Source organism: Kitasatospora sp. Root107 (assembly GCF_001424875.1).
GTDB lineage: Bacteria > Actinomycetota > Actinomycetes > Streptomycetales > Streptomycetaceae > Kitasatospora.
In genome coordinates this window covers 30,662-44,027 of sequence record NZ_LMCT01000045.1, presented here as the reverse complement: position 1 = coordinate 44,027, position 13,366 = coordinate 30,662, and the positions used below count along the sequence as shown (strand labels likewise).

At 70.5% G+C, this 13,366-nt stretch carries 13 protein-coding genes and 1 other RNA gene; 2 read left to right on the top strand and 12 right to left on the bottom strand.

What is annotated here, in order from left to right; genetic code table 11:
• The first annotated feature begins 163 nt into the window (after positions 1–163).
• A complete protein-coding gene (locus ASC99_RS28820; protein ID WP_057237806.1) occupies positions 164–1,501 on the top strand; it encodes a ricin-type beta-trefoil lectin domain protein in 1,338 nt (445 codons plus the stop codon).
• Between the two features lie 94 nt (positions 1,502–1,595).
• Here ASC99_RS28820 and ssrA read toward each other — a convergent pair.
• From ssrA to ftsE, 9 genes are all read right to left on the bottom strand, one after another.
• Positions 1,596–1,972, bottom strand: a transfer-messenger RNA (tmRNA) gene (ssrA, locus tag ASC99_RS36770).
• 90 nt (positions 1,973–2,062) lie between these two features.
• Complete coding sequence (gene smpB / locus ASC99_RS28815; RefSeq protein WP_057237498.1) at positions 2,063–2,542, bottom strand: SsrA-binding protein SmpB; 480 nt, start codon at positions 2,540–2,542, stop codon at positions 2,063–2,065.
• A 45-nt stretch (positions 2,543–2,587) separates the two neighbouring features.
• Complete coding sequence (locus ASC99_RS28810) at positions 2,588–3,232, bottom strand: hypothetical protein (protein WP_157531821.1); 645 nt, start codon at positions 3,230–3,232, stop codon at positions 2,588–2,590.
• Entirely contained in the window at positions 3,229–3,804 is a 576-nt protein-coding gene (locus tag ASC99_RS28805) for a hypothetical protein (protein WP_057237494.1), read from the bottom strand. The genes ASC99_RS28810 and ASC99_RS28805 overlap by 4 nt, the downstream gene beginning before the upstream one ends.
• Positions 3,801–5,003, bottom strand: a complete 1,203-nt coding sequence (locus ASC99_RS28800; protein WP_057237492.1) for a hypothetical protein — start codon at positions 5,001–5,003, stop codon at positions 3,801–3,803. The genes ASC99_RS28805 and ASC99_RS28800 overlap by 4 nt, the downstream gene beginning before the upstream one ends.
• Positions 5,004–5,012: 9 nt before the next feature.
• Positions 5,013–5,324, bottom strand: coding sequence for a hypothetical protein (locus ASC99_RS28795; protein WP_063857225.1), 312 nt, complete (start codon positions 5,322–5,324; stop codon positions 5,013–5,015).
• A 105-nt stretch (positions 5,325–5,429) separates the two neighbouring features.
• The gene (locus tag ASC99_RS28790) at positions 5,430–6,536 is read right to left on the bottom strand and encodes a S41 family peptidase (RefSeq protein WP_057237488.1); all 1,107 of its coding nucleotides are present in this window, start codon (positions 6,534–6,536) and stop codon (positions 5,430–5,432) included.
• A 34-nt stretch (positions 6,537–6,570) separates the two neighbouring features.
• Positions 6,571–7,476 carry a permease-like cell division protein FtsX gene (gene ftsX, locus ASC99_RS28785; protein ID WP_057237485.1) on the bottom strand — a complete coding sequence of 302 codons (906 nt, stop codon included), beginning with the start codon at positions 7,474–7,476 and terminating at the stop codon, positions 6,571–6,573.
• A 61-nt stretch (positions 7,477–7,537) separates the two neighbouring features.
• A complete protein-coding gene (gene ftsE / locus ASC99_RS28780) occupies positions 7,538–8,227 on the bottom strand; it encodes a cell division ATP-binding protein FtsE (RefSeq protein ID WP_057237484.1) in 690 nt (229 codons plus the stop codon).
• A gap of 441 nt (positions 8,228–8,668) precedes the next feature.
• Between ftsE and ASC99_RS28775 the strand changes: the two genes are divergently transcribed.
• Positions 8,669–8,863, top strand: a complete 195-nt coding sequence (locus tag ASC99_RS28775) for a hypothetical protein (RefSeq protein ID WP_057237482.1) — start codon at positions 8,669–8,671, stop codon at positions 8,861–8,863.
• 80 nt (positions 8,864–8,943) lie between these two features.
• Here ASC99_RS28775 and prfB read toward each other — a convergent pair whose 3' ends face one another.
• The 3 genes from prfB to ASC99_RS28760 form a co-directional block, all read right to left on the bottom strand.
• The gene (gene prfB, locus ASC99_RS28770; RefSeq protein ID WP_057237481.1) at positions 8,944–10,053 is read right to left on the bottom strand and encodes a peptide chain release factor 2; all 1,110 of its coding nucleotides are present in this window, start codon (positions 10,051–10,053) and stop codon (positions 8,944–8,946) included.
• Between the two features lie 9 nt (positions 10,054–10,062).
• Positions 10,063–11,352, bottom strand: a complete 1,290-nt coding sequence (locus tag ASC99_RS28765) for a serine/threonine-protein kinase (protein WP_057237479.1) — start codon at positions 11,350–11,352, stop codon at positions 10,063–10,065.
• A 165-nt stretch (positions 11,353–11,517) separates the two neighbouring features.
• Positions 11,518–13,341, bottom strand: coding sequence for a serine/threonine-protein kinase (locus ASC99_RS28760; RefSeq protein WP_057237477.1), 1,824 nt, complete (start codon positions 13,339–13,341; stop codon positions 11,518–11,520).
• Positions 13,342–13,366: the final 25 nt, after the last annotated feature.

Genomic DNA, 13,366 nt, shown 5'->3' with positions numbered 1-13,366 from the left:
CCGGGTGGCGTGTTAACGCTCACATGACTTGTGCGTGTCGCACTTGGCTGTCACCCCGCCAGGAGACCTGCGTGATCGTCAGAAGCCCCATGGCCTGATGGCCCTCCTGGCTGCTCACCACTGCGCCATGTTCGCATCCCACCCCACAGCGAAGGACGAGCAGATGAAGTACCGATCCTTCTTAGCCGCCGTCACAGCCGCCGCACTCCTCGTCCTGGGAGCCGCCGGCACCGCACAGAGCCGCACCCCCGACCCGGTCGCCGCACCCGCGGCCGTCAGTGCCGCCGCGCCGACAGCCGGCTGCGGCAAGGCTCCGACGCTGAGCAGCGGCGCCCACACGATCCAGAGCAGCGGCCAGAACCGCAGCTACATCCTCAGGCTCCCCACCGGCTACGACAGCAACCGCCCCTACCGCCTGGTCTTCGGGTTCCACTGGCGGGGCGGCACCGCGAACGACGTCGACTCGGGCGGGACCGACGGGTACAACTGGTCCTACTACGGCCTGCGGCGACTGGCGGACGGCGCGAACAACGGCACCATCTTCGTCGCCCCGCAGGGCTTCGACAACGGTTGGGCCAACAACAACGGCCAGGACGTGACCCTCGTCGACGACCTGACCCGTCAGCTCGAGGCGGGGCTCTGCGTCGACAGCACGCAGCTGTTCGCCGCCGGCTTCAGCTACGGCGGCGCCATGTCGTACGCGCTCGCCTGCGCACGGCCGACCGTCTTCCGGGCGGTCGCGGTCTACTCCGGCGCGAACCTCAGCGGGTGCGCCGGAGGAACGCAGCCGGTCGCCTACATCGGGCTGCACGGCCTCCGGGACAACGTCCTGCCCATCGCCTCGGGACGCGCGCTCCGGGACACCTTCGTCAGGAACAACGGCTGCACCGCGCAGAACCCGCCGGAGCCGGCGAACGGCAGCCTGACCCACAACGTCACCACCTACTCCGGATGCCGATCCGGATATCCCGTCGTCTGGGCGGCATTCGACGGCGCGGGCCACGACCCCGGCCCCATCGACGGCTCCACCGGTGACGGCTGGCGCACCTGGACGTCGGGCGAGGTGTGGAAGTTCTTCTCCCAGTTCGACTCGACCACCACTCCCCCGCCCGTCGGCCAGCAGCTCGTCGGGCAGCAGTCCGGCCGGTGTGTCGACATCAACGGCTCCGCCACGGCCAACGGCACCCAGGCCCAGCTGTGGGACTGCAACGGCGCCGCCAACCAGCGGTGGACCTACACCGCCGGCAAGCAGCTCACGGTCTTCGGCAACAAGTGCCTGGACGCCTCCGGAAAGGGCACCACGAACGGCACCGCAGTGGTGATCTGGGACTGCAACGGCCAGACCAACCAGCAGTGGAACCTCAACTCCAACGGCACGGTCACCGGAGTCCAGTCGGGGTTGTGCCTCGACGCCACCGGGGTGGCGACGGCCAACGGTACGAAGATCCAGCTGTGGGGCTGCTCGGGCGGGGCGAACCAGCAATGGCGTCTGCAGAGCTGACCCGGGCCGCCTGACACTGCGGCAGCGCCCCGGCAGGCCGGGAAGCACGAAGGCCGCCCTCCGGTGTGGAGGGCGGCCTTCGATACACATGGGGTGGTGGAGATGCCGGGAATCGAACCCGGGTCCAGTGGAGTGGATTCAGGACTTCTCCGAGCGCAGTCCGCTGTGATTTTCTCGGCCCTGGCAGTCACACGGACAAGCCGCCAACAGGCCCAGTCACTGTTTGATTTCCCCACCGACCCCCGTGACCGGGGTGGCAAGTTGAGTTCCCTAAATTATGCCAGGGTCCGGGTCGGGAACTCCCCGGTCTGACACCCGTTCACTTTCGCTTAGGCAGCGAGAGCGAACTGCTGGGCATCGCGCTTAGAATTGGCGATTATTGTTTTGCGGCAGATGGTTAACGAGATCATTGCCGCGTTCCTCGGCTCGCTTCTCCTGTTTCGACTTCCCCTGTCGAAACCGATCATCCCCATGTTTTGTTGAGAAACAGCTCCCGGCGGGCGAACCCTCCGGTTGGTGCTGCGCCCATACTACGCGCAGCGACCGGCCTGGCCAAGCAGATTAACCCTGCTGGCGGCGACGGACCGCCGCGACCGCCCGGTCTGTCTCACGACGGTCCTGCTTCTCGCGCAGGGTCTGCCGCTTGTCGTGCAGCTTCTTGCCGACCGCGAGGGCCAGTTCGAGCTTCACCCGGCCGTCCTTGAAGTACAGCGAGAGCGGCACCAGGGTGTGGCCGGTCTCCTTGGTCTTCGACTCGATCTTGTGGATCTCCATCCGGTGCAGCAGCAGCTTGCGCTTGCGCCGCGCCGAGTGGTTGGTCCAGGTCCCCTGGGTGTACTCGGGGATGAACACGTTGTCGATCCACACCTCGCGCCCCTGGACGTAGGCGTACCCGTCCACCAGGTTGGCCCGCCCCTCGCGGAGCGACTTGACCTCGGTGCCGGTCAGCACCATGCCGCATTCGTACGTGTCGAGGATGGTGTACTCGTGTCGCGCCTTCTTGTTCTGCGCGATCAGCTTCTTTCCGGTTTCTTTAGCCATAGCGCCGATCATTCTCGCATCCCGGCGAGGCCTCTGGCAGCCCCTTTACCGCCGGAGCGTCACGCCGCGGGGCTCGAAGGTGACGGTACGCAGCAGCTCCACCACCACCGGGCAGTAGGTCTCCCAGTCCTGGACGGAGGGCGTACTGAACGTCACCACCGTCAGGCTGCGGGCCTTGGGGTCGGCCTCCCGCGGCACCGGGATCCACGCCTGCAGGGTGGCCACCGGGATCGGCTCGTCCGCCCCGGTGACCGAGACGGCGGCCGGGATCAGCAGCGGCGTGTCCAGCTCGATCTCCACGGCGGCGGGCCCGCACGGCAGTTCGTACCGCTGTAGCTGCCGGCGATCGGACCCGCGTCGGCGGATCTCGATAATCCCCGCGACGGCGATCTCCGGGTCGGCGCAGTCCACCTCCTGATGGGAGATCAGCAGCGAGGCGGCGGACGGACGGCCTTCGTCGATCAGCCCGAAGCAGTTGGCCGCGTAGTACGCCCCGGTCTCCGCGAGCTGCCAGGACGTCCGCGCGTAGCTGGCGAGCAGCTGCTTCAGCACGACGGGATCGGTGTCCTCGACCCGGTCCTCGCCGATCCGCCCCCGCAGGTCGTCAGTGAGCTCGACCATGTCCGCCCCGACCGGGATCTCCCGGAAGTCGGGCGGCAGCTCGAAGCTGATCCGGTACTCGGGGCTCATCCGCCGGGCCCCCACTTCTTCTGGGCTCGGGCGGCTGCCGCCCGGTGGGACGTCCGGTAACCGAACTTGCGGAGCGCGACGAACAGGGCGAACAGGGCGACCATGAACGCGGTCTTCCACTCCCAGTTGTCGGTCGACTTGAGCAGGGCCCCGGTCAGGCCCCCGCCGAACATCAGCACCAGGGCCAGCGGCCCACGCATATTGGCTCGGGCCAATCCCGTCAGCATCCGCAGGTCCTTGGCGTCCTCCGGCGCCATCCCCGAGATTCGGACGCTCGGGTGCCAGCCCGGCGGGTTGAAGCCGAAGGGCACGTCCGTGCGCCAGCTGAACGGGGGCACGAAGGACGGGTCCGCCTGCGGGTTCCGCATGTAGGCCGCCCGGCGGCGGGCGAGCGGGCTGTCGTCCCGGATGAACCGGATGCCGTGCCAGCTGCTCCCGGCCGTCACATCCGCGAGCGCGTAGCCGTAAAGGTGCGCCACCCAGACCACCTCCTCCGGCGTCGCCATGGCGTAGGTGATCGAGAACTCGGGGCGCCCATCGGCGAGGGCAGGCACCTTCTCGACGGGACTCATCGTGCTCCCCTCTCGGCGGCGGCCTGGCGGTCCTTTTCGACGCCCGCCTTCCAGGCGTTCTCGTAGGCGGGGGCGAGCATCATGGTCGTTCCGATCACGGGCAGGAATCCGAGGCTGAGCTCCGCCTTCTGCCGATCATTCCGTGGGACGAAGTACTCGAGCGTCTCGGCCCCGCCCGCGAGTTCCTTGAGATCGAGGAACCCACCGACCTGGTCAGACGCGGGCTTGGCCCCTCTGGCGACAGCCACCACTCCCAGCGACGCCTCCGTACCCGCCTCCGCCGTCTTCCCGATCCCGAAGGTCAGGCTGCTGATGGCGTCCTCGCCGAGCTTCCCCCACGAGACGTCCGCGCCACCGGCCTTGGCCACCCCGTGCAGGGCGAACGCGGCGAGCCCGTTGACACCCGATGCGATTCCCACCGGCCCGCCGATGATCGCGCCACCCGGGATGGCGTCCAGGGTCGCCCCGACGAGGCCGGTGACCGCGCTGACGGTGGAGAACACGTCGCCGACCGCCGCGATCGAGTTGGCGTGGTCCTGGACGAACTTCACCACCTCCTGCCCGGCCTTGATCTGCAGCATGGCGACCTGCTCGATGGACTCGCCGACCCGGGCCAGCAGCCCGGGCCCGTCCGGGGCCTCTTCGGCCGCCGCCCGCAGGGCTGCCGCGCACTTCTCGGAGAGGTCCTCGTGCAGGGCCGAGAGCTCGGCGGCCTGCCGCCGGAGGTCGGCGAGCTCGTCCTCGGCGCTGTCCACCTCGCGGGCCGCCGAGGCCAGCCGCCGCTCGGCGTCGGCCAGTTGGTCGCCGTCGGTGAACAGCACGTTGACCAGGTCGAGGTCGGGGTTGTCCTTGGCCCGCTTGAGCCGGTCCTTCGCGGCCTGGGCCGAGTCCTCGTACGCGTGCGCCTTGGACTTCAGGCCCGCCAGGTCGGCGCCCCAGCGGTCCAGCTCCCGGGCGGCCCGGTCGAAGGACTGCCGGGCGATCTCGAGCTGCCGGGGCAGCGGCTGGATCTTCGCGGTGAAACCCGATGCCGCGTCACCCTGCCATCCGGCGTCGCCGGAGACGGCCCGGGTCAGCGTCGCGTGCGCGTCCTCCAGGTACTTGGCGGAGGTGGTGAGCTGCAGCACCAGGGCGTCGATCCGGCCCGGTTCACCGGGCGTGGGGTCGAACCCCAGCGCCGGGAAGTCACGTTCGAACACGGCGCCCCCTCAGCTCGCCGAGGCCGAAGCCGAAGCGCCCTGGTACACGGCCGCCAGCGCGGCCTCGGTCTGCTGGTACGCCGTGACCGTCCGGTCCAGGCCGTTGGTGACGGCCTGGACGGTCTGGGTCAGCTGCTTGAGGCCGTACTCCCACTTCTCCTGGAAGTCGTCGCAGGCGTGGTCGAGCCGCTTGCTGCCGGTGGTCTTCGGCCCGGTGGTCTCCATCGCGCGCATGGCGGCGCCCATCGAGCCGGTGCTCTCACCCAGTTGACGTGCCAGCAGGTCCAACTGACCCACGTCGACGCGGAAATCCGATGTCACTTGTTCGCCCCCCAGCGTCGCCACCGTGCCGCGTGATCCGCCGGCACCCGTCGTGGCGTTCGGTCATGGTAGCCACACGCTCCGACACGACCGCGTGTTGGGGGGCTACTTACGGCCGAGGCCGGAGAGCACGGTGTCGGCGAGCCGGAGGGTGTCGGCGGGGGTGGCGCGGGCCGGCCGGGGGACGTCGGGGGTCAGGCCGGTGCCGTCCGGGGAGCGGCCGGCCGGGGTGAAGTACCGGCCCACCGTGAGCTCGAGCACGGCGCCGTCGGCCAGTCGGCTGGGCTGCTGGACGGTGCCCTTGCCGAAGGTCCGGGCGCCCACCAGGACGGCGCGGCTGCGGTCCTGGAGCGCTCCGGCCAGCAGTTCGGCGGCGCTCATGGTGCCGCCGTCGACCAGCACCACCAGCGGTGTGGCGGTGTCGCCACCGGGTGCGGCGGTGAGTTCGCGCCGCTCGCCGTGCTCCAGGTAGGAGCCGACCGGGCCGCCGTCCAGGAAGAGCGCGGCGGTGGCGGCGGCCTCGTCGACCAGCCCGCCGGAGTTGCCGCGCAGGTCGAGCAGCACCCCCTTGGCACCCTGGGCGGCCGCCCTGACCTGCTCGGCCACCCCGGCGGTGAAGCCGTGCACCGCGATCCGGACCACCCCGGAGCGCGGGTGGTCCACCGTCACGTCACGGGCCGCCAGTTCGGCCCGGCGCAGGGTGAGTTCGCGCTCGACGCCGCTGGGGGCGCGCAGCGCCAGCGCGACCGTCGAACCGGCCGCACCGCGCAGCCCGGCCACCACCTCGGTGACCGGCAGCCGGTCGGCCGGGGCGCCGTCGATCCGTAACAGCTGCTCCCCGACCGCGATCCCGGCCTGCTCGGCCGGCCCGGCCGGGGTCACCTGGGCCACCGTGGTGGCCCCGTCGGGCGCACGGCGGACCGAGAGGCCGACACCGTGGTACCGCCCCTGGGTGAGGTCGGTGTACGCCTCGCGGCTGTAGTACGCGGCCCACGGATCGTCACCCCCGGCCAGCAGTTGCTCGGCCTGCTGCCGGGAGAGGTCGGCCCCGGCCAGCGTCTGGCCGTTCAGCGCGTCCGAGGAGGTGGCGAGTTGGGCGAGTGCCGGGGGTTCGCTCCAGGCACCGGTCATCGCGCCACCGAGCAGTACGGTGCCGAACACCAGCGAGAGCATGGCCCCCTGGCGTACCCCTCTGCGCAGTGTCACCGACATGGCCCGGAGTCTAGGCGCCGTCCTCTGCCCGACGTCAGACCTTCAGGTACTTCCGCAGAGTGAAGAACGCCGCGATCGCGGCCATCCCCATGCCGACCACGACCAGCAGCGGGATCACCGACAGCACCGAGGAGAGCCCGATGAAGTGGATGAACTCCACCTTCTTGGCCAGGAAGCCCTGCACGAAGAAGTGCCCGCCGACCAGCAGCCCGGAGGCCAGCGTGGCCCCGAGCAGGGCGGCGAACGCGGCCTCGGCGATGAACGGCATCTGGACGTAGAAGTTCGAAGCACCGACCAGGCGCATGATGCCGGTCTCACGCCGTCGGCTGAACGCCGACACCCGGACGGTGTTGACGATCAGCAGCAGCGCAACGAACAGCATCAACACCATGATCACGAACGCGGCCGTCTGCAAGCCGTTCAGCAACCCGAACAGGTTCTCCAGGATCTTCTTCTGGTCCTGCACCGACTTGACGCCCGGCAGGCCGGCGAAGGCGCTCTGCATCACGTCGTACTTGGTCGGATCGGTCAACTTCACCCGCCAGGACTGCGGCATCGCCTCCGCACCCACCGCGACGATCAGCGGGTTGTCCGGGTTGAGGTCCTTCCAGTGCTTGAAGGCCTCCTGCGAACTCTCGAAGCTGAAGTTCTGCACCAGCGGCATCTTCTCCAGCTTCGACTTCACCTCGGCGATCTGCTGGTCGGTGGCGGCACCCGCCAAACACTGGGGCGACTTGGAGTCGGCCTTGGTGCAGAAGTAGATGCTCACCTCGACCTTGTCGTACCAGAAGTCCTTCATCGAGTTGACCTGGTCACGCACCAGCAGGCTGGCTCCGGCCAGGGCGAGCGACAGCGCAACACTGACCACGACCGCGATGGTCATGGTCAGGTTGCGACGGAGACCGACGCCGATCTCCGACAGAACGAACTGGGCGCGCATGGCTTTGTCTCACTCCAGGGTCATTGCGGGTGGGGGCGGGCAGGCGGGCGAGGCGTCAGGCTCAGTGCTGGTAGCCGTAGACGCCACGGGCCTGGTCGCGGACCAGCAGCCCCTTGTCGAGCTCGATCACTCGCTTGCGCATCTGGTCGACGATGGCCTGGTCGTGAGTGGCCATCAGGACGGTGGTGCCGGTGCGGTTGATCCGGTCGAGCAGCTTCATGATGCCGACCGAGTTCTGCGGGTCGAGGTTTCCGGTCGGCTCGTCGGCGATCAGCAGCATCGGACGGTTCACGAAGGCGCGGGCGATCGCCACGCGCTGCTGCTCACCACCCGAGAGCTCACCGGGCATCCGGTCCTCCTTGCCACCGAGGCCGACCAGGTCGAGCACCTCGGGGACGACCTTGTTGATCGAGGCCTTCGGCTTGCCGATGACCTCCAGGGCGAACGCCACGTTCTGCGCCACGGTCTTGTTCGGCAGCAGGCGGAAGTCCTGGAAGACGGTGCCCAGCTGGCGGCGCATGTGCGGCACCTTCCAGTTGGACAGCTTGCCGAGGTCCTTGCCCAGGACGTGCACCTCGCCGACGCTCGGCCGCTCCTCGCGCAGGCAGAGCCGGAGGAAGGTCGACTTGCCCGAGCCGGAGGACCCGACCAGGAAGACGAACTCACCCTTCTCGATCTCCAGCGAGACGTTGTCCAGGGCCGGACGGTTCTGCTTGGGATAGGTCTTGGAGACGTTGTCGAATCTGATCACGGCTGCATCACGGGGGCCATCCTAGGTGGAATGGCGACCGCGTCGGCCGAACTTCCGTGACCCGATCGTTACTTCGGGCCTCGGAGGGCTGGCCGGACGGCACCGTTCCTCGGTCGGTTCCACTCCCGCGGCAGGCCGGGAGCGGCGGCGGAAATGGCGGACTGCCACTTCTCCGGTCTCGGACCATACGCGAAGCGCATCCGGGCTCGCAGGCTCGGCCGGTCCGACGGCCTGAGAATTGGTGGCGAATGTTCTGTTTTGCCCGGATAAATGCGAGCCATGTCACAGACCTGCTTGCGGTTGAGCGGTCCGCCGCCCCCACGCACGGGCCGGATCGTCCGGAACCTGGCACAGTGGTAGGCAGAGAGCGGCCGTATGGGGCAGCCGAAGGAACCGGAAGCCCTCCCGGCGCGTTGCTGTAAGCAGCAAGGAGGAGATCGCATGACGTGCGACCATCTGGTGTGCGCCAACTGCAACGGCCGCGTGAGTGACGGCCGCTGCCCCGTCTGCCGCGCCAACCGGGCCCGGCTGGAGGGCGAGCAGGGCCCGTTCGCCGCACTGACACCCGCCACGCTGCTCGCGTTGCTGGTCGGCCTGCTGGCCGTGGCACTGATCGCCCGGCAGGCCCTGGCCTGACCCGCGCCACACGACAAGAGCCGCACCGAACGACAGGAAGGGCCCCGGGACGACGTCCCGGGGCCCTTCCTCATGTCGCCTTACGCGGCGGTCTCACGCTGCTTGCGCCAGCGGATGCCCGCCTCGATGAAGCCGTCGATGTCCCCGTCCAGCACGGACTGCGGGTTGCCGACCTCGAACTCCGTCCGGAGGTCCTTGACCATCTGGTACGGGTGCAGGACGTACGAACGCATCTGGTTGCCCCAGGAGCTGCCGCTGTCCTTGAGCGCGTTCATCGCGGCCTTCTCCTCCTGCCGGCGCAGCTCGAGCAGCTTGGCCTGGAGGACGTTCATCGCCGAGGCCTTGTTCTGGATCTGCGAGCGCTCGTTCTGGCAGGAGACCACGGTGCCGGTCGGCAGGTGGGTGATCCGGACCGCCGAGTCGGTGGTGTTGACGCCCTGGCCACCGGGGCCCGAGGCGCGGTACACGTCGATCCGCAGCTCGCCCTCGTCGATGTCGACGTGGTCGGACTGCTCGACCACGGGGAGCACCTCGACGCCCGCGAACGAGGTCTGCCGGCGGCCCTGGTTGTCGAACGGCGAGATCCGGACCAGGCGGTGGGTGCCCTGCTCGACCGAGAGCGTGCCGTACGCGTACGGCACCTTCACGGTGAAGGTCGCGGACTTGATGCCGGCCTCTTCGGCGTACGAGGTGTCGTAGACCTCGGTCGGGTAGCCGTGCCGCTCGGCCCAGCGGAGGTACATCCGCATCAGCTGCTCGGCGAAGTCGGCGGCGTCCACGCCACCGGCCTCGGCCCGGATGTTGACCAGGGCCTCCCGGGAGTCGTACTCACCGGAGAGCAGGGTGCGGACCTCGAGCTCCTCGACCGCCTTCTGCACCGAGGTCAGCTCGGTCAGCGCCTCGCTGAGGGTGTCCGCGTCGTCCTCGTCCTCGGCCAGCTCGAACATGATCGAGAGGTCGTCCACCCGGCCGCGCAGGGTCTGCACCTTGCGCAGCTCGCCCTGCAGGAAGGAGAGCCGGCTGGTGACCTGCTGCGCGTTCGCCAGGTCGTCCCACAGGTTGGGGGCGGCTGCCTCCTCCTCGAGGGCGGCGATGTCGGCCCGGATCTTGTCCAGGTCGAGGACGGCCTCGATGGACCCCATGGTCGTTTCGAGGGACTTGAGCTCTTCTGAAGGATCGACGACTGCCACGCCACCAGCCTAATGGTTCGGGGCCACCGACCGTGCATGGGTATCCACAGCCGATCCGACCTGCCAGGGAGCGGGCGCCCCGATCCGCGCGTCGGGCGGCGAGGCCGCGAAGGCCGAGTAGGCGGCCGCCGCACCGGCCAGCAGTAGCACCACGGCGAGCAGCACCGCGTACAGCCGGCGGCGCCGGACCAGCGCCCGCCGCCCCTTCCGGTGGCCGCTCGCCGGGGCCGCCTCCCGGCGCTGGGCCTGCGACTCGGCGGCGTACGAGGCCAACTCCTGGGCGGACGGGCGGCGCAGGCTGGTGTGGGTGTCCCGGGTGGAGTCCGGCGAGGGGGTCGGCACCAGCGGGACGGCCGGGCCCCGGCGGCGGCGGTGGGTGCCGGGTCCGGCGTCGACCTCGGCGTAGACCGCCTCGCCCGGGGTGATCAGTTCCTCGGCCGGGGCCTTGCTCTGCGGCGGGACGTGCGCGGGCAGCCCGGCCAGGTACGGCAGCTGCTCGCGCAGCCGCTCGGCCAGTTCGGCGGCGCGCAGCCGGGAGGCCGGGGCCTTCGCCAGGCACTCGCCGATGATCCGTGACAGCCCGTCAGGAATCCCGGCGATCGGCGGGACGGTCTCGGTGACGTGCCGCCGCAGCACCGCGCCGGTGTGGCCGCCGCCGAACGGGGTGAAGCCGGTCAACAGCTCGTACAGGACCGTGGCCAGCGCGTAGATGTCGACGGCGGCGCGCGGCTCCAGGCCCTCGATGATCTCGGGGGCCAGGTAGTCGGGGGTGCCGATGATCCTGGTCGCCCTGGTCCGGCGCGGGGCGTCCACCAGGCGGGCGATGCCGAAGTCGGTGAGCTTGGCGCGCGGGGCGCCGCCGGGCCCGGCCGGGGCGGCCAGGTCGAGCATCACGTTCTCCGGCTTCACGTCCCGGTGCACGATCCCGGCGGCGTGTGCGGCGGCCAGGCCGTCGGCCACGTCGGCGATCACCGAGACGGCGGCCAGCGGGGTCATCGGACCGTCCCGGTCCAGCCGGGAGCGCAGGTCGGCGCCCTGCACCAGCTCCATCACCAGGGCCAGGTCGTCGCCGTCCATCACCATGTCGCGGACCCCGACCACCCGGGGGTGGTCCAGGCTCATCAGCGCGGTGCGCTCCTGGATGAACCGCCCCACGAGGACCTGATCGGATGCCAGATCCTCACGCAGCAGCTTGACTGCCACCGGCCCGTCCGGGCCCTCGCCGAGCCAGACGGTCCCGGCGGACCCCCGGCCGATCACCTGGTGGACGGTGTACCGGCTGCCGATCTTGCGTGCCAATGCTGCTGCTCCGTAGGCGGCGGGAGCACGCGGTACTGCTGCGTGCTCGGTAGGTCGGTGCTTCAGCCCACCAACCTACGCGCCCGACGGCCGTTCGGGGGACGCCGAACGGCCCTGTAAGCCCTCGGGTGACAGGAAAAATCGTGAAGTGTCGACAAATCTCTACTACTGACTGCCGGTCAGATCGGTGACCCAGTCGCTCGCGGTAGTGAACCAGTCCTGGACGTTCTGCCACCAGATCGGCAGGTCCGTGAAGTTCCACAGCGCGACGGCGGCCACCGCCAGCACCACGATCACCATCAGGCAGCCCTTGAGACAGCCCAGGCCGGGGATGTACATCCGGTTCCGGCTGCGGCGGCGCGGCTCCCGGGCCGGCTCCGGCTCGCGCTGCTGCGGGGCCGGGGGCTCCTGGCGGCGCGGCGGGGCGGGCTCGGGGCGGCGGGCCGGGGCGGGCGCCTGCTGGTACGGCTGGGGCGGCGGCGGGGCCTGCTGGGGGTAACCCTGCTGCGGGTAGCCCTGGGGCTGCTGCTGAGCCTGGTACGGCGGCGGGGCCACCGGCGGGCGCTGGTTGTAGCCGCCGGGCGGCTGCGGGTGCTGCTGTTGCTGCTGCGGGCGCTGCTGCTGCGGCTGACCCGGCTGCGGCGACCGGTAGGGCTGGTACGGCTGCGGCGGGGGCGCCTGCTGGTAGCCCTGCGGCGGGCGCGGCTGCTGCGGCCTGGCCTGGTACGGCTGCGGTGCGACCGGCGGCTCGCCGAAGTCGGCCGGGTCGAAGTAGCTGACCTCGGTCTGCTGGTTGCGGTCCCGGGCTGCCCGCAGCTGGGTCTGCCAGGGGTGCGGCTGCTCGGGCGCGGCGGGGGCGGCGGGCGCGGCCGGCGGGGTGGTCGGCGGCATCGGCGGCAGCACCGACGTCCGGTCGGCGGCACCCTGAGGGGTCATCAACTGGGTGGCAGCACCAGCGTCGTACTGCCCCGAGGGCAGCACCTGGGTCGGCTCGGCACCACCGAAGGCGGAGTCGGTGAACTGCGCGGACACCGGCACGCCGGGCTCGGTCGGCGCGACGTACTCGGGCGTCGGCCGCGGGTCGGGCAGCAGCAGGGCACCGACCTCGAAGGCCGCCTCGGCCTGGTCCGGGGAGGCGTGCACGCCGACCCCGGCCGCGACCACCCGCAGCGCCCGGGCCAGCGCGACCGCGCCTGGCCGCTCGGCCGGGTCCTTGCGCAGGCAGCGCTCGACCACCGTCCAGAGCGGCTCGGGCATGGTGCGCGGGCGCTCCGGGTCCTGCTGGAGGTGGGCCTGCAGGATCGCGATCGGGCTGTCGCCCTGGAACGGCGCCCGGCCGGTGACCAGCTCGTACAGCATGATCCCGGCGCCGTAGACGTCCACCGCGGAGGTCTGCGGGCGGCCGTCGGCGGACTCGGGGGCGACGTACGCCGGGGTGCCGACGAACTCGTGGGTGCGGGTGATGCCCGGGGAGTCCGCCAGCCGGGCGATGCCGAAGTCGGTGAGCATCGGGTGCATCTGCTCGGCGCCGTCCACGGTGTTGCTGGCGAGCAGCACGTTGGCGGGCTTGAGGTCGCGGTGCACGATGCCGTCGGCGTGGCTGACCGCCAGCGCGTCGGCGATCTGCGCCATCAGCAGGCTGCCGGCGATCGGGCTGAACGGGCCGTTGCCGCGCAGGTAGTGGAACAGGTCGGGGCCGTCGACCAGGTCCATCACCAGGGCCAGCAGTTCGCCCTCCACCACCAGGTCACGGACCCGGACGATGTTCGGGTGGCTCAGCCGGAGCAGCACCGAGCGCTCCCGCAGGAAGCGCATCACCACGTCCGGGTCTGCGGCCAGTTCCTCGCGCAGTATCTTGATCGCCACCGGCCGCCCGGGCTCGATCCCGAGCACCACGACGCCCTCGCGCACCCGGGCCCGCCAGACGGTGCCGGTGGCCCCGCGCCCGAGGGCTTCCTCAAGCAGATACTTGCTGCCGACTGGCCGCACCTACGACTCCTCGCGCCGCCGTGTT